The sequence below is a fragment of the Coleofasciculus sp. G3-WIS-01 genome, from assembly GCF_040223135.1.
GTDB lineage: Bacteria > Cyanobacteriota > Cyanobacteriia > Cyanobacteriales > Coleofasciculaceae > Coleofasciculus.
Map to the genome: position 1 here is coordinate 1 of NZ_JAVJZI010000043.1, position 21,143 is coordinate 21,143.

A 21,143-nucleotide genomic window follows, 5' to 3' on the forward strand; every position below is an offset into this window, starting at 1 on the left:
GCGATACTCACGACTTTCGCCCGTGCTAGACTACTCTTATAGTGTAGCAGATTAACCACTACAATGTCCAGAAATAAAACATTAAAAGTGGCTAGAAACTTCATCAAAGGCTTGTCGAAAAAGTCCCGATGGCAGGGGGAGCCTTGAGACCCAAGTTTTCGGTCAAAACTCAAAACTCAATCTATTCCGATTTCGCTGAGTTCGATGATCCCACCTCGGCGGTTTCTTCACTACTCGGTAACTCGAGGCAGTATCCCGCACCGTATACTGTTTTAATATATTTGGGGTGACGGGGATCGGGTTCGAGTTTGGTTCTCAGGTGGCGAACATGGACGCGAATGGTTTCAATATCGTCATCTGGATCATATCCCCAGACTTCTTTGAGAATTTCACTGGGAGAAACTGTTTGACCATGACGCTGCAACAAGCAGTGTAGCAGTTCAAATTCCAGGTGGGTTAATTTCACCGTCTGATTAAACCAAATCGTCTCAAAGCGTTCTGGAATCAGGGTCAAAGGACCATAGTTAAGGATTTCCGTATGCTTGGCGGCTTGGGGGATGCGATCAGTGCGTCGCAGTAAGGCGCGTACCCGTGCTAGCATTTCTTCGAGTTCAAAGGGTTTGGTTAGATAATCGTCCGCACCGGCATTAAACCCTTCCACCTTATCCTGAGTTTGACCCAACGCCGTCAACATCAACACGGGAATATCCGTGGTGCGTTCATCTCGACGCAACCGTTGGCAAACGGTAAAGCCATCGACTCGAGGGAGCATCAGGTCTAGTATAATCAGGTCGGGCTGGAGTTGCAGCGCTAGCGCCTGACCTTTGATCCCATCCGGCGCTTGGTGAACTTCGTAACCTGCCATTTCTAGGTTAATGGAGACAAGTTCTGAGATTGCAGGGTCGTCATCGATTAAAAGTATTCGAGGCATCACTAAGTGGTTACTAATAGGACTTGTTAAGCTTGGATAAGAACTGTCACAGGAAACTAAGAATACTGTACCGATTATAAGCGCTGATTCTAAACTATTTCTGAAGAAAATAGGGATTTGCTGAATGTTTGGGGGAAATCAGGTATAATGGCAGGTTAGCTTTGCCAAGCTTGAAAGAGGGGGACAGGGGGAGCAATAGTCCAAAGGTGATGCCAGAAGCGTCTGAAAGCATTTGACGGGTGGGTACAGCCTGACTTATCTGTTTTTGTCATCTTCGTCAGATGACTCCTGATACGATTGATTTTTCAACTCCTCAAGTTGACGCTGAGTTTGGTCTTTCCCCTGCTTTGCCTCTTTGTAATCGGGTTTATAGGTCAAAGCGTTTTCATAAGACGTCAAGGCTTCACTATATCGCTTCAGGTTAACTAGGGCATTGGCGCGACTATTCCAGGCTTGGTAATGGCTGCGCTTATGGGCAACAGCTTGGTTGTATGCCGCGATCGCGTCTTGGTATTGTTGTAATGTATAGAAGACATTACCCCGGTTATACCAGGCTTGATCAGAATTGGGTTTGAGTTTAATCACCCTCTCGTAAGCCGTTAAAGCTTCCTGATAACGCTGCAATTTATGCAACGCCCAAGCGCGACCATACAACGCTTCATAGTGATTCGGCTGAAGTTTCACCGCTTGGTCAAAGGCGGCTAAAGCCTCTTGATACTGGTTTAAATTATTTAAAATACTGCCCTGACTGTACCATGCTCGGTAAAAATCCGGCTGGAACTGAACCGCTTTCTGGTAGGAGTCCACGGCTTCGCGGTATTTGTTTAAATTGACAAAAGCATTACCCCGTTGATACCAGAATTCGGCAGAATCGGGCTTATGTTCCACCGCTTTGTCATAAGATTTAATCGCCTCTTCGTACTGTTGTAAATTATGAAATGCCCAGCCTCGCCGATACCAGGCTGAGGCATAATTGGGTTGAATCTCTAAGGCTTTATCGTAAGATGCGATCGCAGCCGAATAGCGCTGTAACTTCATCTGCACAATCCCGCGACGTTCCCAGGTTTCCACATCCTCTGGTTGCAGTCTCGTCACCTGATCAAACGCACTAATCGCTTCTTCATAACGCTGCAATGTGGCTAACGCCTCTCCTCGTCCTTTCCAAGCCTCTGGATACTCGCGCTGAATTTGAATGGCTTTATCATAAGCATCCAACGCCGCCTCAGGTTTAGCCAATGCCAAAAGCGCATCTCCTTGACCTAGCCATGCTTCACCATAGTCGGGTTGCAGTTCAACCGCACGATTATAGGCGCTGAGGGCGTCTTCATACCGCCTCAACTCCAGCAGCGTTTCGCCTCGGTTATAGGATTGGGTCGCATTGGTAGAATTAATCCAGTTGATAATCGCCACTGTCGCCCCTCCCCCACCAACAATTACCGCCATGGTAATTAATAGGACAACTACAATCGGTTTGTTCCGTTTAGAGGATTGATTAACAGGCGGTGAGGATGGGGAATTGGTGCCTAAAGCCACCGTCGCCCTCGTGGGTTGAGTTAGATCCTCTAACGCCTGCAGAGCCGCCTCCGCTGAGGGATAGCGTTCGCGAAAATCGTAGCGGATCATTTGATCCAGGACTTTAGCCAACTCTGGGCTAACTGAGGTGCGATCGCGCCAGCAAATTTCCCCAGTGTCTGGATCAATTGGGAGTTCCTGAGGTGCTGCACCCGTTAAAGCCTGAATCCCCACAATCCCTACCGCATAGATATCACTACTCAAACGGGGATTCCCATTTGCTTGTTCACTGGGTCGATATCCCGGCGTACCAATCGCTACTGTAAAACTAGAGGATTGTCCCTGCACTATCTGAGTGCTAACTTGTTTAACCGCGCCAAAATCAATTAAAACTAACTTGCCATCGGATTTACGCCGGATCAGGTTGTGGGGATTAATATCTCGGTGAATGACATGATGCTGATGGACATAAGCTAATATAGTCAGGATTTCCTGCAACAGCTCAATCACCTGAACTTCTGACCACGACGTTCCCGGCGTCAATTCCTGACTCAGATCATCCCCTTCAATCAGTTCCTGCACCAAATAGAACTCTTGACTCTCTTCAAAATAGGCAAATAGCTGGGGAATTTGGTTGTGATGTCCCAACTGATGCAGGATTTTGGCTTCCGTTTCAAACAAACGCCGCGCCGTCTGCAAGGTAAACGGATCAGTCGCTTGGGGTTTGAGTTGCTTCACCACACAATTGCGATCGCTGGGTAAGTGTTGATCGTGGGCGACAAACGTTGCGCCAAACCCACCTTGTCCCAGTTGTCGAATGATATTATAGCGTCCACCGATTGTTTGTCCGAGAGCCAAGTTCATCTGGTTTCACCAAGCTAATCCCAGCATTGCTGTGCAGTAATGATTTGACATCCTCCCCACCCTCCTGAGCCGGCGAAGGATCTGCTGAGGGTGGGGATTCCCATCATCACTGACGGGGTTTCCTGGCTCTACGAGTAACCTTACTTTTTGGAGTTTCCCCCTCCAAGCAGTGGGTCATCTCATCCCCAGGCGTTACTTTCCGAGCGCCCCTCGGTAGTTGAGCTAAGCCCTGCAACGCTTTCATCAAAATATTAATCGCTGCATTCGTATCTCGGCAATCAACATACCCACAATGACATTTATGGGTACGAGTGGACAAAGTTTTCTTAATTTCTTGCCCACAGTTGGAACAATCTTGGGATGTGTAATGAGGTGCAACAGCAATCACTGGCACGTCAAATACTTTCCCGAAATACTCCAACCACTGTCTAAACAATGTCCAACTAGCATCAGATATTGACTTGGCTAGATGATGGTTTTTCACCATATTCCGCACTTTTAGGTCTTCAATGGCTACCAAGTCTGCCGACTGGATCAGCGCCCTTGCCGTCTTTACCGCAAAGTCTTTACGCCGCCTTGATACCTTGAGATGCTCTCTACCTAACTTCTTAATGGACTTGAGGCGATTCTTTGACCCTTTAGTTCTACGAGAAACACATTTCTGTGCGCGTTTTAAGGCTTTTGAAGCCTTGATCAAGAACCTAGGGTTTTCAACTTTATTCCCTTCAGAGTCAGTGTATAAATGGCTTAGTCCTACATCTATGCCTACCATTCGATTAGTAGGTTTGTGGTGTTCGTTTCGCTCTTGATTGATGGAAAACTGAACGTAATATCCATCAGATCGACGCACAACACGTACTCGCTTTATTTGCTCTTTTTGGTAAAAGTGTAAATCGCGAGTTCCCCACATCCTAAAGGTTCCAGCCTTAAAGCCATCCCTAAATGTAATGGTTAATCGGTCATCCGATAATACCCACCCATCAACCTTGTACTCTACTGAGGAAGGTGTCTGATGTTTTTTGAATTTGGGAAAACCTTTCTTGCCGGAAATTTGTTTCTTGCAATTATCAAAGAACTTGGCGATGGCACTCCACGCTCTTTCGGCACTGGCTTGACAAGCTTGCGCTGAGAGCTTTTTACACCATTCAAATTCTTCTCTGAGTACCTTGCAATATTTGTTGAGGTCATATCTGTTAATCCCTTTGTTATCCATCCAGTATCTGAGGCACGAATTCCTAACAAAACGAGCAGTACGAATCATCTCATCCAAGATCGCGTACTGCACGTCTGTTCCTCGTAATTTTGCCTCGAATACTAGCATGGCGGGATTAAATCTATGTCGTTAATTTTAACATAGGACACCAGGGATTGTAAAAAGCGAGTACCGAAGAGTACCCGCTTTTTACTGTACACCCCCTCTTCCCTATCTCCCAGCAGGTTTCTGGATTAAAGCACACTGATGTAACTCCCCATTGGGCATCGTTGTACCACTTAAGTTCGCCCCTTCCAGATTTGTCTGACTCAAATTCGCCCCCTGCAAGTTAGCGCCACTGAGATTCGCTTCACTCAAATTCGCTCCCTGGAAGTTGGCATCACGTAAATCTGCCCAACATAAGTTAGCCTGATTTAAATTAATTTGACTCAAATTAGCCCCTTGTAAGTTTTCTCTGGTAAGATTAACACCGCTTAAATCCAGCCCCGCCAGAGAGACATTAGGTGCAATTAAATAAGCACCGATTTGTTCAGGGTCAAACGCTTGAGGAAAACAAACCCACTAATTCTACGCCCAGTGTGCTGCAATTTATGCAAAAGACATCGGAAGATCAGTGTCTGATCAAAAGACACCAGCAAGTTTACCCTCAATTAAACAAACTCTAGAGTTTGTTTATCACGGAACTCGTTACCAAAAAATTAATGGACAATTGGTTCCCGTGGAAAAACCAGCAACGACTGTTCCCAAAGTGTTACAGTTTATGCAGAAAACCGCCGAAGATAAACAATTCCAACAACAACTGGGAACATTACTCGGTGTGGGCGATGGAGACATTAGTAGTTATTCAGAACTCGACGCCGCAGAAGCACAAGCCCTCACGAATAATGCACCGGTGGTGGTGGAGTTTGCACCCAAATGTAACTAAACCCGCCCCTGTCTACCTAATTAGTGGGTTTTAAATCGATTGGTATAAACAACAAACCTAGTTGCCCAGAAAAGCCCAGAAAACTCCCCCAGAAAAAACACCGATCTCCGGTGAGGAAATCGGTAGTATTCATGTCTAGCCAATAGTGAATTAGTCCAAATAACCCATAAGTTCGTCACTCGATTCAGTCGCATTAGCCGCAATCGGACGATTATTCGGTAAAGGCTGAACATCCAGCGCTGTTGTGTTTTGATTTCTTCTCGCCAGGGCTTGTTGCGTCTCAGTTTGAGTGCTTTTGTTTTTGGTTGTTGTTCTATCTGCCATAATCTATTGGGCTTCCAATCCCAAAATCGCTACAAAATATTACAATGTTTCATAGTTTAACAATTATGTGCGAAAAAGAAAAATTGACCCCCCAAAAGCGACAGTAGGGGTTCGGTTACCAAACCCCTACTTATAGGGCGGTGAGGATGTCAATCCCCCATCACCCCATCACTCCGTGATCACAGATTCAGGACTTACGCACAAACGCCATTTATGGTATGGGCATGGCAGTGCCGTGTCCCTACAGGTAGCGCCTGTGCCGTCAATTTGCGTAAGTCCTAAGATTCAAATCCGTCACCGCACCCACACTACTAGACGCCACTAATTTGGCATACTTCGCCAGCACTCCTTTGGTATACCGAGGTTTGGGCGGTTGCCAATTGGCGCGGCGTCGTTGCAGTTCCTGATCGGATATATTAAGTTGTAACAATCGCGCTGGGGAATCAATCGTAATCGAATCCCCTTCTTCGACTAACGCGATCGCACCCCCAACGGCGGCTTCTGGGGCAACATGACCGACTACCATACCATAAGTGCCACCGGAAAAGCGACCATCGGTAATTAATCCAACTGAATCCCCTAACCCCGCACCAATAATTGCCGATGTTGGCGCTAGCATTTCTCGCATTCCTGGACCCCCTTTTGGTCCCTCATAACGCACCACAATCACATCACCGGCTTTAATCTTACCCGCCAAAATCGCATCCAGACAATCTTCCTCAGATTCAAAGACTCGCGCAGGTCCTGTGATTTGGGGGGTTTTCACTCCGGTAATCTTCGCCACGGCGCCTTCGGTTGCCAAATTTCCTTTTAAAATGGCTAAATGTCCTTGGCTATAGATAGGATTATCCCAGGGACGAATTACATCCTGATCCCTTCGCGGTTCGTCGGGCACCTCGGCTAATACTTCCCCTAGGGTTTTCCCGGTAATGGTTAATGCATCACCGTGTAACAAATCATGAACCAGGAGCATTTTCATTACTTGCGGAATGCCCCCAGCTTGGTGTAAATTTGTGGCGACATATCTGCCACTGGGTTTAAGATCACACAGAACCGGAACTCTGGCGCGAATGGTTTCAAAGTCATCCAGGGATAACTCCACGCCAATCGCACGCGCAATTGCCAATAAATGCAGTACCGCATTCGTTGATCCGCCAACTGCCATAATTACCGAAATGGCATTTTCAAAGGCTTGGCGGGTTAAAATCTGTTTGGGTAGAATCTGCTGACGAATCGCATCAACCAGAATATAGGCAGATTTTTCTGCACTCTCTGCTTTTTCGGCATCTTCGGCTGCCATCGTAGACGAATATGGTAAACTCATCCCCATGGCTTCAAATGCTGAAGACATGGTATTGGCGGTGAACATCCCCCCACAGGAACCTGCACCGGGGCAAGCATGGCGTTCTACTGCAAGCAGTTGTTCTTCAGTAATTTTACCCGCACTATGTTTTCCTACCGCTTCAAAGGCGCTGACAACCGTTAAATCTTGTCCATCCAGATGTCCGGGTTTAATCGTCCCCCCATAGACAAAGATAGCGGGGATATTCAGCCGCGCGATCGCAATCATCGCCCCTGGCATATTCTTATCACAGCCACCAATTGCCAGCACCCCATCCATACTTTGACCATTACAGACGGTTTCAATGGAGTCAGCAATCACTTCCCGTGACACCAGGGAATATTTCATCCCCTCGGTTCCCATGGAGATCCCATCGCTAATGGTAATTGTGCCAAATATTTGCGGCATCGCCCCAGCTTGTTTTAATCCGGCTTCTGCCCTTAGCGCTAAATCATTGATGCCCATATTACAGGGCGTGATTGTACTATATCCATTGGCTAACCCGACAATCGGCTTGGTAAAATCGCGATCGCTAAAACCGACAGCACGTAGCATAGCACGATTTGGCGATCGCTGAACGCCTTGGGTAACGACTTGACTTCTCACGTTGTCTGGCATTGGCTTACTTTCCTTCGTCATTTGTCATTTGTCAAAGAAGAGGGAACAGGGAAAACGAACCAGGGAACGGGCAATGGAAAAGCGTCTGTAGGGGCGTGTTTTACTACTATCATTTCTTGCCTCACCCAGATGCGAGTAAACCCGCCCCGACTGAGTTCCAAACGTAGCCTCTCTACGTCTCTACACACCCCATCACCCCATCACCCCATTTCCTACCCTGCTACAGGACAATTTCTTCATTATCACTCACGGACTCACCAATCATGAATTCCTTAAGGTAAACTTGATGCTTTAATCGCCTTTGATGCACATCTACCTAGGCAATCACAATACAATTATGGATGCCGATGAACTGCTGAAACGATATGCAGCAGGGGAACGGGACTTCAGAGGAGTTAATCTTAGGGGCGCCTCCCTGATTGGCGTTGATCTGACTCAAGCCAACTTGCGAGGAGCAGACTTAAGCCAAAGCAATCTGACGGGGGCGTTTCTCAAACTGGTCAACTTTCGAGAAGCGAATCTCAATCAAGCTACGCTACAGGGAACGGATTTAAGCGCCGCTAACCTCATTTCCAGTAACTTGAGTCAAGCCAATTTTAGTGAAGCCAATTTAATCAATGCTAGTTTACGATCCTCTACTTTGAATGGTGCTAATCTGAGTCGTGCCAATCTGTCAGAAACGATTCTGAGTGAGGCGATACTCCGGGATGCTAACTTAAATCAGGCAAAATTGATAGAGGCTTCACTCAGCCGCACGAATCTTTCTGGTGCGACGTTAATAGGTGCCAATTTAGAAAAGGCGAATTTGACGAATGCCATTCTCCTAGAGACGAACTTAAAAGAGGCAAATCTGAGCAAAGCCCTTTTACATAGTGCTAACTTTACCCGGGCAAACCTAACTCAGGCAAATTTAAGTCGGGCGATTCTTAATGGCACAAACTTGACCCAAGCGACACTCATAGAGGCTAACTTAAGAGGGGCGAGTATCAGTTGGACAACACTACGCGGCGCTAATCTCAGCAAGGCAAATTTATATCGAGCTAAACTGTGTTGGTCTAATTTAACGGATGCAATTTTACTAGAAACTGTTTTGCTTGATGCCAATATGGATCAGGTTAACTTGCGCGGTGCGACGTTAACGGGTGCTATATTACCTGATGGATTAAATTATGAGTAAGTTGCTCTTTTGCCTTTTGCCTTTTGCCTATTACTGGTATACTATCAATGATTGCGATCAAAACCTGGAAACGATTTGGACTATTTGCCCTGTTAGGATGGCTGTTGAGTTGGCTGGTAAGCTGTAGCCCCGCCCCGACACCCTCCGCGTCTGGAGAATTAGAGTTCTGGACGATGCAGCTTCAGCCTCAGTTTACCGAGTATTTTAACCAAGTCATCGGTGACTTTGAAGCCGATAACCCAGAGGTTAAAGTACGGTGGGTAGATGTCCCTTGGGCAGAAATGGAGCGTAAAATCTTAACGGCTGTATCGGCAAAAACGGCACCGGATGTGGTTAACTTAAATCCTAGCTTTGCCTCCCAGCTTGCTACTCGTAATGCTTGGTTAGACTTAGAGGGAAAAATTCCTGATGAAATCCGGCAGCAATATTTACCCAAAATCTGGCAAGCGAGTACAATTGATAATCAAAGTTTTGGCATTCCTTGGTATCTGACTACAAGGGTGACGATTTACAATCAGGATTTACTCAAACAAGCCGGAATTAGTCAACCGCCAACAACTTATGCTGAACTGGCAGATGTGGCTCAGCAAGTGAAAGATAAGACGGGGAAATATGCCTTTTTTGTTACCTTTGTCCCCAATGATTCCAGTGAAGTGTTGGAATCTTTTGTGCAGATGGGTGTGCAGTTAGTCGATGAGGAAGGAAAAGCAGCGTTTAATACGCCAGAAGGAAAGGCGGCGTTTAAGTATTGGGTAGATTTGTATCAAAAAGGACTCTTACCGCGAGAAGTTCTCACCCAAGGACATCGAAATGCGATTGAATTATATCAAGGGGGGGAGACAGCGTTACTAGCATCCGGTGCGGAATTCTTAAAAACCATTGAAACCAACGCGCCGGATATTGCTAAAGTATCGGCGACATCTCCTCAAATTACCGGAAAAACTGGGAAAAAAAATGTGGCGGTGATGAATTTAGTGATTCCACGGGATACGAATAACCCAGAGGAAGCATTAAACTTTGCTCTATTTGTGACGAATACCCAGAATCAGTTGGCTTTTGCTCAAGCGGCAAATGTTTTACCGTCAACCATTGAAGCAGTGGAACAGTATCAGGCACAATTGTCTAGTAATCCCAATGCTTCCCCGGTGGAACAAGCACGGGCGATTAGTGCTAGTCAGTTAACAGAGGCGGAGGTATTAGTACCCGCGATGAAGGATTTAAATAAGTTACAAGCCGCGATTTATGAGAATTTACAGGCGGCGATGTTAGGAGAAAAGGAGGTAGAAGAAGCTGTAGCTGATGCAGCCCAGATGTGGGATAATTTGTATGTAGTAAGGGCTTTAGCCCTTCATCACTTCAACGCAGGAACTACAGGAAAAGCTGGGGGAGCTGGGGGAGCTGGGGGAGCTGGGGGAGCTTAAAATTATACCGGCTTTCGACAGCGCAACTACGAACCAAGAAAATAACCCACCAGATAAAGAGAACCGCACAGGACAATGGTAGAATCAGCAGCCGTGGCTGTCGCCGCTTGCAGTCCAGCCTCTAAGTTAGGATAGGTGTGACAATCGGCAAGAGTAGGACAAACCGATCGCGCGATCGCAGCTAGTTCTTCTGGCTCGGCTGAGCTATGATCAGGGACGGGAACCAGGTAAACGCGATCGCGCGATCGCAGTAATGCCCGGAAAATCCCCTCATGCTCTTTGGTTGAGAGTATCCCCATTACCCAGGTTACAGGGGTATTCAGCGTATCTACATACTCACGCAAACCTGTCGCCGCCGCCGGATTATGGGCGCCATCCACCAGTAGGGGATGATTATGCCATTTTGTCCATTGTAAACGCCCTAACCATTGGGTCTTTGCCATCCCGGAAACGATAGCCGAGTCGGGGATATACCAGCCTTGGTGAATCAGGGATTGACAAGTCGCGATCGCTACAGCAGAATTGGTGAGCTGAATCTCCCCCAGCAAGGGTAATGGATAGGTTATCCCCTGATAATTTGCCCATCTTCCTGAATGGGTGATGGGGGATTGGGCGAAGCATTCGCGTTGGGATGTTGGCAGAAAACCGAGATATTTAGGCGCGAATGCTTCGCCCCTACCAATTATCTCCCCTATCTCCGATGCCGGTTCTACCCAGGTTACCGGACAATTTAACTGCTCGATGCGAGATTGAACAACGGCTTTCGCTTCTGGGGGAAGGGGGGCGATAATCGCCGGACAATTGGGTTTCAGGATACCCGCTTTCTCGGTAGCAATTTGGCTCAGCGTGGAACCCAAAACCTGCCAATGTTCGCGACTAATTGAAGTAATAATTGTCGCCAAGGGCTGATCACCCACATTTGTCGCATCCAAGCGCCCCCCTAACCCCACTTCAATCACCGCCATATCCACTTGTTGCTGAGCAAAATATAACCAAGCCGCCGCCGTGATCACTTCAAACTGCGTCGGGGAATCTTCCGTATCTGGGGGAATCTCGGCTTGAACTTGTTCCAGGAGGTTTACCAGTTCTGCAGTAGAAATGGGGTGTTGATTGATACAGATTCGTTCTGTCCAATCGATTAAATGAGGAGATGTATAGCGTCCCACCCGATAACCCGCTTCACTGAGAACCGAGGAAAGATAGGCGCAGACGGAACCTTTCCCATTGCTTCCCGCCACATGAATGATGGGAACCCGCTGATGGGGATTACCCAAAGCCTCCAGGAGTCGCTGGATGCGTTCTAAGCCCAGGTGAACACCAAAACGTTGATAGGGTTGCAGCAGAGAATTAATATTAATATCCATACACCAAACTCGTAGGGGCGCACCGACGTGCGCCCTTGTCAACTTAAGCTAAACCCCTCACCCCCAGCCCCTCTCTATCCCCCCTAGCCCCCCTTTGAAAGGGGGGGAAATTTGAAAGGGGGGGAAATTTGAAAGGGGGGGAAATGAGGAGGGTAGGGGGACGGAAGGGGGATCTAAAAATGACGAAGAACTAATAACAATACTTACCATCTCGGTTTGATTTTGGATTCTCCTTCGCCATTCGTAATGTTCCCAAAAGGGTAGAAACAAATACACAACGTTTGGTTTTCCCTCCCTGCTTCGTGGTCAACGTTAACCGCCCGAAGGGAGGTGTCACATGACCTTTGAAGTTAAATTCAACCTTATACACGCCATCACTAAATTTTAGAGTAGTCTCGTCATCTATGCGAATATTGGGGTCAAGACTCTGCCAATGGGCTGTCGCTGGCGTAACCGTTTCAGGATGAACCGCCCACTGTACAATCTGATCCTGTTCCCGAAAGCTAGCTTGCCAATCCACTTTCTGTAGCTTAGCGTTACTTTTCGCCGCTTGCATCGCTTGGTAAACTTCGTATTGCGCTGTATTTAAACGCTGTCTATTCACAAAGTTTAGCCAACCCGGAGCCGCGATCGCACCCAATATCCCAATCATGAAAACGACTATCGTTACCTCCATTAATGTATATCCCGCCGTGGCGTTAGGTTTGGCGTTTATTAATTGATTGTTATTCAACATTTCAGTTACCCTGAGTCCATCAATGTGTCATGTATCAGGAGTGTCAGGCTGTGCATGTAGTAACCCATTTTTATGAGCTAATCCCTAAACCCACAATCAATGAGTCAAACCGATTACTATCTGCAACTTAAGCAGTTCCAGGTTACAAAACTATCCGTCAAGAGAGCATTTTACTCCCTAAACGCATCAATAATCGGCTACAACTCTCTAAAAATTGGATGCTCCTCTGGCAACTCCCACTGGATATTTTGCGACAAGAGTCTTTTTCTGCACAAGGGAATTTCAAAAAGCTTAATTTAATGAATATTTATATGTTTAAAGTTAATATAAATTGATGATTTAACTCAATTTATCCTGAAATCATGACTTACTTCCACCATCACTTGTATTGCCATGACGGTTACTCGTAATTCCTAATGACTTAAACATTGCTACGACTGAGGACAAGTTGAATCTTGTTCCGTTACCATTGAGCCGATTATCGTTTTAACGATGACACAACGCGCCGTAGATTGAATCGGTTGTGTTCCTCCAGTAGACTGAGGAATTGCCACTGTAACCCCTATATCTGTATCGGGAGTGTCTCCAGACACCTTAGCTAGATTTCCTTGATAATCAAATTCAATCGTTCTTTTCTTGGCATCAGAACTTAAATCACAAGTTGCAGAACCAGTTTTATTGGCTGTAGTATCAATATTAGAACATAAAATAACTTGTCCTTCTTTAATTTCTAAACCTTCATTCAAAGGTTGCCAGGGTAGAGTCGTTGTTCCTTGTGTGGGATAAACCGCAACTTTTAATTGATCTGAGTCAGTTTTAAAACTAACACTGTAACCCCGTTTTGTTCGTTTCGCTTCCCGCTGCGCCTCCTGCATCGCCACAAAGACGGCATCACTTACCTTAGAGACTCGTTGACGGTTAACAAAGGCTAGCCAACCCGGAGCCGCGATCGCACTCATTACCCCAATTATGAGAATAACAGCAATCAGCTCAATTAGGGTAAATCCAGCATTGGACTTATTGAGGCGTTGTATCGCCTTCATCAAGGATAGGTGTATCGGACTAAATTTGCGGTTACTCATGGTGTTTTTAGCTACAAACTAGCAGAGAATAGGCAATTATTTGGTGTACAAAAACCCATTGGCTTTGACTTGGATAGTGGCAGTGGGGCAATAGCTAGACCGTTCTGGTGTACATTGATTATTAGTATTTTGTAGACGAGCGAAAGCATTGCCGCGCAGATAGACTCGTGCTGATGAGGGTCCAGGCAGATCAGTAGGATTATTCGGTGAGCCAGTATCGACGCAAGCAACAAAACCTTTAGTACCTACTCGTTGTTCGTTAGCATTGCAACTTGCGAAGGTTTGTGAACTTTGGTCAACGTAATCCACTAATGTAGTTGTAACATTAAAATTTGTCGTGGTACCACTGTTGTTCCACTGATTCATTTTCTCTTCCAGGGTTCCCGCTGCATTGAGATTGAACATTTGAAAGGCTGGATCACTTTGGAATTTTGGAGAAGAAGTCTGATTGCTGTTTTGCCTACTTGTCTGAATACCATTGCGGATTTCAAAGCGACCAATTCGAGCTGCATTAGACCAAATGCCGCTACCGCCTTCTATTAAATAGTAACCCACTAAAGCATAGACAAATGCATCATTGTTTTGGGTTATATCTCCAACTGTTGTACCAGCACTATCCGTTGCATTTTTCTCCAGGAACTGTCGCTTCCAGAAGACTAACACAGGTTGACATGTGGTAGCGCCAGCAGGACAACCAAAACCATTTAGACTCGGAATTTGATCTTGGATGCCATTGTTCCCTGTATTGGTCAAGCCATCATTATCGTAAATATACACAGCTTGCCGCAAATCTTGGGCGATGTAGTCAATGGCTGACTGTATATCTTGCTCGGAGGTCGTTTTGGCTTGTTCCCGGCGGTCAGTTTGCAGGAAATTAATCATAAATCCCAGTAAGGGAGTGATGATCAGTGAAGCAAGAATAATCGCCACCAGGAGTTCAATGAGGGTAAAACCACGGGGTTTTTTACCCTGGCGGCAGGGCGTTGATTGATACTGGCTTTTGCGGATCACTCTGAGGATATTCACCATGGCTTTTTTTGGGGAAAATTAACAGTTACGAACAACCACCTAGACGCTGGCAGAAATTATTGTGATTTGGGTTTTCGGGGGAAATTTCTGTAGTCATTTCCATCAGGGGTTCTTTCGCATTGCCCAGGGTACCAATGGCAGGATTGGCTTTGGCTTGATCCGCTTGCATGGTTTTCAATTTGTCTGAGGTTTTGAAAGCATCGGCTCGGTAAACCCGTACATTGAGGAAGTAGCCTTGGTCAACACTACCAGCGCTGCGATAGGCTTGAATAATGACGTCTTTCATACTGCTATCTTGACAGCCCAACGTCTCATCCTGGTCAATACAGTAAAGACTGGAATTCGCTGTGTTGCTGCAGTAGCTATTAGCAGTGCAAGTCCCTGAAAAGGTGCTAGCGGGAGGAGGTGCAATTCCAGCTAAATCTGTTCGCAGTTGGTTCAGGTCTGGGGTTTGATTAGGGGCTGTCCCTGTCTGGGGAATCGCAACTGCATGTTCTGGTGCATCTATCACACGAGAACGCACACCATCAACATAGGTTTTGGCAGCCGTGGCGGCGAGTTCTACCCGCCGCGCCTGTACTCGGGTAGCCACCGATAAAACAATAATCGGCGAGAGTCCCACCATTAAGATAGTCACCACCATCAGGGCTAGTAAGGATTCAATAATGGTGAAACCCGCTTGATTGGATGATTTGGGATTGGGTTGCTGCGGTTGGTTCATCGTCTCTTCCTTAACGAATACACTGTTTGACTAGCATCTGAATGGTGGGAAAGGGGTGGCTTGAGTCAGGTTATCTTTTTTCCTGAAGATTTATCAAACCCACCCCGATAAACTCCCTGTTTAAAACGTCGGGCAATTAGGGCGTTCACTGTCGTTGAGGGCTTTTTGGTAGGTGAAAGTACCAAATTGATCAGGAGTTCCATCTCCATCTAGGTCATCAAGTTGACCATCTCCATCACGATCAGCCGTAGTGGTTTGACCAGTAGGAACAGCCGCACAGAGTAACGTTTCCACCCAAGGGTCGTTCCGGCTCACTTCCCGGTAGAATATGTTGGGTTGTCCTGCTGAAGGAAGCACAAATTGTTGGGAGAACAGGTCAGGAATCTGAGACAGTAGCCCCACATCAAAACCCCAGTTTCTGTCAGGTGCGTTGTAGTAGGGGGCTTTATTTTGGTTACCGTCTCGATACTGTTGTGGTCGATTAAAAAGACCACCCATCCTAGGTGTAACGCTAGGAGTAAGGGAGGATTGGGATAGGGGTAAGTGATAGTAAGGCGCCGTGGCGTATTGACTTCGCTTGAGTTGGATAAATGAGCCGCGAATTTCCACAGATTTAGCGTTACCTGCATTGTCTATCCAGTTTTCCAGGAAGCGGGGGAAAATGGAGAGTGCGCTACCAATATCACCCTGATGGCTGAGAGCAGGACTGGTAAAGTCATAGACGGGGCGGGAAGGATTATCGCCAGTTGCCATCACTAGGTTAAAGATAGTGTCTTCGGTAGCTCTGGGTATCCAGTGGACGGAACCGACTGTGCCAGTAGTTGCTACACCCGGCTGGTTAGTGGCAAATTGAAGCTGTAGGATGGGATCTAGCAGGGGCTGTTGATCCTTGTAAGAATCTTCATCAACGAACCGAGGATCATTAATCAAAGTACTGGATAGAGGGAGAAAATTTGGCATGGTTCCAGTTTTGACGTACCAAAGAGCATTATTTGTTAGTCTCACATTATTCGGATCAAGGGATCGCTTCTGTATCGTTCCGTTATTTTGCACAACGATTGGATCTGGATTCCCGTTGTTGGTTAGGACGAGTGCATGTGTTGCTAAATCTCTATCGAAAGCAATGCGTCTCGCATAACGTTGCCACTGATTTCCAGGACGTTTAGCCGTCGTTCCAGATCCTTGATCCGTAGCCGCAATAGGGATCAACTGGCTGGCGGCAGTACCTAAAATGTCACTTGCCGGCTTTTCATCCCCATTATTCTTAATGATTGTCCAATCCCCGTCTCCACATTCTGATACTGGTAATTTCTTACAGATTTCCATTACATATTCTGGGAAATCCGTAGCATCATCGGCAGCAGCATTACTCCCGTGGATGCGTCGCTGAACGGGAGTGATGCCATTATTGAAATAAGAACTGTTTAGGGGAGGAGTGTTAGCTGTAAACTTTGAGTAATCACTATCCCGGTAGGAGATGCCAACCATCTCACTGGAAAGACCATTGGTCACGAAGTTATTGTTCCAGAACCCCTGCTTGAGGCGACGTGCGTGAATGTCTGCGGCTGATAGTATATCGTCTCCACCTCCATCAATATCAGCGATATTGTCAATCTGATTATTCCTCAGGTCATAGTCCCCTTCATTCCGGAACCCTGCCCGGAAGTCAGCCGAGAGTAAGGTAACCGAATCAGCCAGAATGGAAGCTGGACGCCAATTATCGGCAGTTGCGGACTGACAAGAGGTACTTGGTAGCCTCGGATCACCGACACGACAAGCAAAGTTTTTATTCAAGTCTCTGTCGGCTGCTCCATCACCACGCTCGTAAAAGTCAGCATCATCTGAGGCAGCCGTTATAGCAGCATCAAATTCCTGTTGAGGAGTTCCCGATGCATCTTCATGAGGATTGAAGGCATCCGTGGGTCCTCCGTCCTGATCAGGTTTGACGTAAACGGGCAAATTGCTGGCTAAGATTAGACCCTTTTCGACTTCCCGATAGTTATTGAAATCACGCCACAACTTTCTGCCCTTAATCAGCATGATGCCATTGGGACGGCGGGTTGGGTCGAGTAAGAAGTCCGTCGCCGCTATTCGGGGATTTGACTTGTCGGTATCAGATAATGCACTAAACGAGAAATTTTCTAAATTAAACCCGTCTGCTTTTTGGGGTAGGACATCGCTAGCATCGGGCAAAGCATCATCGCGAGTGGCGTAGATAATACCACTATTGGGTAACATGTACTCCTGCGGTGATCCAGTTCCTGCTGTGTTGGTGCGGAGGTTGTTTAAATCGATGACCGTTGCCCGAATTTCCAGGGGATAGCGTTCTTCAATCGGCAGGGTGTATCGACTATTTAAGGTATATGTGGTTGCTCCAGTAGCGGTATCGTAGTTACCATCAACTGCCTTAACTTCCTTGCCATTCAGGAAGGCAATTTCCTGAATCGTACCGTGAAGCAGGGTAAAGTTGGCAGTTGGTGTTGAATTTGGAGCAATATCACCATTTCGGATATTAATGGCACAAAGGGTAGAATCTAGCGCCGCTTGTTCTGCTGGTGAAAGGTTAGTATAACTTTTTGCCCTTGCTCTGGCGAGCATGGGATTAACGACGCGACCATTGGGATAAACTAAGTGAGCATTGTAGTCCACTTCATCCCCATAGGTTGAGCGATCTTGAGTGTAAGGTGGATAAGTTATCCCATTCAGGGATTTAGAATCAGCACTTCTTGTTGGGTGATTTGGATCTAAACCGTCTGCTAAATGACCGCTAACATCATGAAAAGAGCCTAGGTTATTACTGCCAAAATCCCTTTGTCGGTTCTGCGCTGTTACTTCATTAGTCGGATCATAGTACGTCGCGACACAGGCGATAGGTTCTTTTCCGTCTTTATGCCGGTAGTGATAAACGGCTGTGGCACGCATTTTTAAATGCGGACGTTTTCTCCTCTGATTTGGTTCATCTGGTTTATCTGGTAGTTCCTTGAGATAATCTGGGTAGGAATCTGCTGCTGGTTCATCTAACACCGGCATCCAATCGGGCCAAACAATGTTGGAAGCATTATCAGCTAAGGTTTCATCTGTATCTAAATTCGGTTCATAGAATCCCGCCCCAGTAACAATACGCAGTCCTCCCACCGGATCAAGTTCATCTTGAGGTTGTTCTTGAGCTTTTTTCTCCCAAAATCCATCTCGTCCGGTATCTCCCGCATCGCTAATCGGTTCAATGCGGGTTTTGCGAGTACGCGGTTCTGTGTTTCCTGCTGGCAAATCCCATTGAGTGTCATCAATAGGTTGTTCTTTGTCTGAGCCAACAAACTTTGTCCCATCCCACCATAGAGCTGGCAGATTATTTCCGACTAAAACGCGATCGCCAACTAGTTGTTCCACACGACTTTCTTCTTGAATTTCAGAATCTGTTGCCTGAGGTAACAGTTGTGGAGCGTTCTGGTTGAGTGCGACTTCCGCATAACCTGTGTGTGTCTTTCCATCACTAGGGTTAAAAGGATAGATCCAATCATCTGGAGGGCGCAGACTATCATTATTTCCTGAATCAACTTGGAATGTAATGCTGCTGCTATCTAGATTTTCAGGATCTAAATTATTGGGAACATAAGGAACTTCTGCATAAGGAACCCGACGGGTACGCTTTCTGAAGTAGCGGTCTAAAGCGACTTTACGGGCTTTTTGAATTTCCGCCGCATCTGTGCCATCATAAATCTTTTTTTGTTCAGTTTTAACTTCTTCGGGATCACTGGCAGCCGAACGAGCTTCCGCCTTAGTTACTAAATGCTGAATGCGTTTTTCATAGGCGACACCATTATACGCGGCTTGAGCTGAGGTAGCCGTAGTTGACTTGTTAGCTCTTCTTAAAACTTTGGTAGGTTGAGTGCCGACATCCGGATCTCCCGTTCTACGTGTCCCCTGATACAAATGTACCGGTACTTCAGCATTCGGGTTACCCGATTCAGCAATGTAGCCGACTCCTACATTTCCACCAACGACAATTTTACTATTTTCAGGATCGTAGAAACAGGAATTGCGACTACTGACTTGGCGAAATTTTGGGTTTGTGCCAGACACGAACAGGTTGCTATTCGTAACAATCCGTCCATTCAACGTAAAGTTTGTTCCGGCAAAGACCTCTAAATCGTCTTCATAAATAACAGCGTTATTAGTGAGAGGAACTCGGGCGATATCTTCCTGCATTTCTAGAGCAGAGAACCCTTTGTTCCCTTTGTAGGTTTCATAGGTATTATTAGACAGGGTTTCATTGGCAGAAATCGCTAGATTAGTAATCGGTACTGTGGCAGTATAAACAAACATCGAGCGTTTGAGATCCCCACCCACTTTATACCAGCCATTGCTTCCCACCAAACTGGCTGTCGTCCCTACAGCGGCAGCACATTCTGAACCTAATAGAGCCTCCTCATCCATCGGTAACGTCCTCGCCTCCACCGGCTGCCTTTCAGGGGGACGTCCTTGACTAACTTGCGGTGGTGTACGGAAGAAAATGCCATAGACGGTGAAGCTATCAAACTTGCCATTATTATCCGTATCCACAGGAAACCGCCAAGCCGTGGTGACGGTTTCATCCGTGGCGATGGTATTCGCTTGTTTTACCTGCTCATCAACACGTTGAATGCCACTTTGACCATTAAACTCAAAGGGCAGTACCACCCGTGTTTCATCCCCATAGTTATATTGGCTTTCGTCTAGGACAACCTTTAGGGATATATCTGAAGGAGTTCCCCGTGGTAACTTCGGATCAGCAAATAACGCATCAATTTTAGCTTTTGCCCGGTCTAGGGCTGGGGTGGCGGCGTTGAGAACTGCCTGATTCACTCGCACATTCGAGGCATTTTTTGCCCGGTCAAAGGAACGAAAGACTATCGCCGTTGTCAACAAGGTGACGACTAACATCACCATGATTACGGTGGGGAGGACAAATCCGGCTGGTGAGGAATTTGAGTGACGCCTAAAGACAAACAAGTTCCGCAACAGCCAGTTCATCACCTGTTTACTGAGGGTTTTGCCTAGCTGCAAAATGTTGCGGATTAAACGTTGGGCAGTTTTGATAAGTTTTTTGGTCGTTGACATGGCGATTTCCTGTCAGACTGGGCGGGAACGAGAACAAAGAATTAATTAAGAGTACAAATAAACGTCAGGCGTAAAAGCAAAAGCTAATGCCTTTGATTCAGGCTTGAGCTAACGCTGCGCCTCCTGATAAACTTTAATGCGACACCCATTACCTTACTCCTGTTTCCGGATTACTGCCGCTACTGAGCGTAATTGAAACCGGGAAACTTTTTCATCTGCCTACCGAATGAACTATGACTCTCTAGGGGAATAGAGCGTCAGCAGCGTCAGTCATCAACCCTCTGTCCCTATCTTACCCATTCGTCAAAGAAAACTGATCACCCTGAGCGTAAAATGTGAATGGGGGATTGGTAACATGCCTGATTGGGATGGGTAGGGGCACACCGACGTGCATTGGTGTCAACTTGTTGAAACCCTTGATTAATAAGAGATCCCCCCTAACCCCCCTTATAGATCCCCCTTCCGTCCCCCTTATAGATCCCCCTTCCGTCCCCCTTATAGATCCCCCTTCCGTCCCCCTTAAAAAGGGGGATACCAGATGTTGCGAGAGCGTTTTTTGCACGGGGGGAACCAGACATTAATCAAAGTCCCCCTGCTAGAGCCCCCTTGCGTCCCCCTTATCGATCCCCCTTCCGTCCCCCTTAAACAGGGGGAGACCAGGGGATGCGGGAGCGTTTTTTGCACGGGGGAGACCAGGGGATGCGGGAGCGTTTTTTGCACGGGGGAGACCAGCAGATGCTTCGCTTTTTGTTCCATGGGGGAAGCCAGAGGATGCGGGAGCGTTTTT

At 46.8% G+C, this 21,143-nt stretch carries 15 protein-coding genes; 3 read left to right on the forward strand and 12 right to left on the reverse strand.

Annotated features, from left to right (window positions below):
- Nucleotides 1-181: 181 nt before the first annotated feature.
- The 4 genes from RIM23_RS04385 to RIM23_RS04400 form a co-directional block, all read right to left on the reverse strand.
- Complete coding sequence (locus RIM23_RS04385) at nt 182-931, reverse strand: response regulator transcription factor (RefSeq protein ID WP_446364784.1); 750 nt, start codon at nt 929-931, stop codon at nt 182-184.
- A 255-nt stretch (nt 932-1,186) separates the two neighbouring features.
- Nucleotides 1,187-3,307, reverse strand: a complete 2,121-nt coding sequence (locus RIM23_RS04390) for a tetratricopeptide repeat protein (protein WP_446364786.1) — start codon at nt 3,305-3,307, stop codon at nt 1,187-1,189.
- A gap of 106 nt (nt 3,308-3,413) precedes the next feature.
- The gene (locus RIM23_RS04395) at nt 3,414-4,628 is read right to left on the reverse strand and encodes an RNA-guided endonuclease InsQ/TnpB family protein (RefSeq protein ID WP_446364788.1); all 1,215 of its coding nucleotides are present in this window, start codon (nt 4,626-4,628) and stop codon (nt 3,414-3,416) included.
- A gap of 102 nt (nt 4,629-4,730) precedes the next feature.
- Nucleotides 4,731-5,045: a pentapeptide repeat-containing protein gene (locus tag RIM23_RS04400; RefSeq protein ID WP_446364805.1), complete on the reverse strand. Its 315-nt coding sequence runs from the start codon at nt 5,043-5,045 to the stop codon at nt 4,731-4,733.
- 88 nt (nt 5,046-5,133) lie between these two features.
- On the opposite strand from RIM23_RS04400, the gene RIM23_RS04405 reads away from it, so the two are divergent.
- Entirely contained in the window at nt 5,134-5,445 is a 312-nt protein-coding gene (locus RIM23_RS04405; RefSeq protein ID WP_446364790.1) for a hypothetical protein, read from the forward strand.
- Nucleotides 5,446-5,595: 150 nt separating this feature from the next.
- Here the strand turns inward: RIM23_RS04405 and RIM23_RS04410 are convergent, their stop codons facing one another.
- Nucleotides 5,596-5,769: a hypothetical protein gene (locus RIM23_RS04410; protein WP_446364792.1), complete on the reverse strand. Its 174-nt coding sequence runs from the start codon at nt 5,767-5,769 to the stop codon at nt 5,596-5,598.
- 262 nt (nt 5,770-6,031) lie between these two features.
- On the reverse strand, nt 6,032-7,729 hold the full coding sequence (gene ilvD / locus RIM23_RS04415) for a dihydroxy-acid dehydratase (RefSeq protein WP_446364807.1): 1,698 nt from the start codon (nt 7,727-7,729) through the stop codon (nt 6,032-6,034).
- 304 nt (nt 7,730-8,033) lie between these two features.
- Between ilvD and RIM23_RS04420 the strand changes: the two genes are divergently transcribed.
- The gene (locus RIM23_RS04420; RefSeq protein ID WP_446364809.1) at nt 8,034-8,906 is read left to right on the forward strand and encodes a pentapeptide repeat-containing protein; all 873 of its coding nucleotides are present in this window, start codon (nt 8,034-8,036) and stop codon (nt 8,904-8,906) included.
- 47 nt (nt 8,907-8,953) lie between these two features.
- On the forward strand, nt 8,954-10,327 hold the full coding sequence (locus tag RIM23_RS04425) for an ABC transporter substrate-binding protein (protein WP_446364794.1): 1,374 nt from the start codon (nt 8,954-8,956) through the stop codon (nt 10,325-10,327).
- 26 nt (nt 10,328-10,353) lie between these two features.
- Here RIM23_RS04425 and RIM23_RS04430 read toward each other — a convergent pair whose 3' ends face one another.
- The 6 genes from RIM23_RS04430 to hpsA all read right to left on the reverse strand — a co-directional run bounded on the left by RIM23_RS04430 (nt 10,354) and on the right by hpsA (nt 20,356).
- On the reverse strand, nt 10,354-11,685 hold the full coding sequence (locus tag RIM23_RS04430; RefSeq protein WP_446364811.1) for a bifunctional folylpolyglutamate synthase/dihydrofolate synthase: 1,332 nt from the start codon (nt 11,683-11,685) through the stop codon (nt 10,354-10,356).
- Between the two features lie 196 nt (nt 11,686-11,881).
- Nucleotides 11,882-12,427 carry a pilus assembly FimT family protein gene (locus RIM23_RS04435; protein WP_446364796.1) on the reverse strand — a complete coding sequence of 182 codons (546 nt, stop codon included), beginning with the start codon at nt 12,425-12,427 and terminating at the stop codon, nt 11,882-11,884.
- Between the two features lie 431 nt (nt 12,428-12,858).
- Nucleotides 12,859-13,509 (reverse strand): pilus assembly FimT family protein, encoded by a 651-nt coding sequence (locus RIM23_RS04440; protein WP_446364797.1) that lies wholly within the window; start codon nt 13,507-13,509, stop codon nt 12,859-12,861.
- 36 nt (nt 13,510-13,545) lie between these two features.
- Nucleotides 13,546-14,538 (reverse strand): hormogonium polysaccharide secretion pseudopilin HpsC, encoded by a 993-nt coding sequence (hpsC, locus tag RIM23_RS04445; protein WP_446364799.1) that lies wholly within the window; start codon nt 14,536-14,538, stop codon nt 13,546-13,548.
- 25 nt (nt 14,539-14,563) lie between these two features.
- Nucleotides 14,564-15,259: a hormogonium polysaccharide secretion pseudopilin HpsB gene (hpsB, locus tag RIM23_RS04450; protein ID WP_446364801.1), complete on the reverse strand. Its 696-nt coding sequence runs from the start codon at nt 15,257-15,259 to the stop codon at nt 14,564-14,566.
- Nucleotides 15,260-15,379: 120 nt separating this feature from the next.
- Complete coding sequence (hpsA, locus tag RIM23_RS04455; RefSeq protein WP_446364803.1) at nt 15,380-20,356, reverse strand: hormogonium polysaccharide biosynthesis protein HpsA; 4,977 nt, start codon at nt 20,354-20,356, stop codon at nt 15,380-15,382.
- Nucleotides 20,357-21,143 lie beyond the last annotated feature (787 nt).

Excerpts from the sequence above, each read along its gene's own strand:
- RIM23_RS04425 (WP_446364794.1), top strand. The coding sequence starts at position 8,954 with ATGATTGCGATCAAAACCTGGAAACGATTTGGACTATTTGCCCTGTTA.
- hpsC (WP_446364799.1), bottom strand. The coding sequence starts at position 14,538 with ATGGTGAATATCCTCAGAGTGATCCGCAAAAGCCAGTATCAATCAACG.
- hpsB (WP_446364801.1), bottom strand. The coding sequence starts at position 15,259 with ATGAACCAACCGCAGCAACCCAATCCCAAATCATCCAATCAAGCGGGT.
- RIM23_RS04420 (WP_446364809.1), top strand. The coding sequence starts at position 8,034 with ATGCACATCTACCTAGGCAATCACAATACAATTATGGATGCCGATGAA.
- RIM23_RS04435 (WP_446364796.1), bottom strand. The coding sequence starts at position 12,427 with ATGTTGAATAACAATCAATTAATAAACGCCAAACCTAACGCCACGGCG.
- hpsA (WP_446364803.1), bottom strand. The coding sequence starts at position 20,356 with ATGTCAACGACCAAAAAACTTATCAAAACTGCCCAACGTTTAATCCGC.
- ilvD (WP_446364807.1), bottom strand. The coding sequence starts at position 7,729 with ATGCCAGACAACGTGAGAAGTCAAGTCGTTACCCAAGGCGTTCAGCGA.
- RIM23_RS04390 (WP_446364786.1), bottom strand. The coding sequence starts at position 3,307 with ATGAACTTGGCTCTCGGACAAACAATCGGTGGACGCTATAATATCATT.
- RIM23_RS04440 (WP_446364797.1), bottom strand. The coding sequence starts at position 13,509 with ATGAGTAACCGCAAATTTAGTCCGATACACCTATCCTTGATGAAGGCG.
- RIM23_RS04385 (WP_446364784.1), bottom strand. The coding sequence starts at position 931 with ATGCCTCGAATACTTTTAATCGATGACGACCCTGCAATCTCAGAACTT.
- RIM23_RS04410 (WP_446364792.1), bottom strand. The coding sequence starts at position 5,769 with ATGGCAGATAGAACAACAACCAAAAACAAAAGCACTCAAACTGAGACG.
- RIM23_RS04395 (WP_446364788.1), bottom strand. The coding sequence starts at position 4,628 with ATGCTAGTATTCGAGGCAAAATTACGAGGAACAGACGTGCAGTACGCG.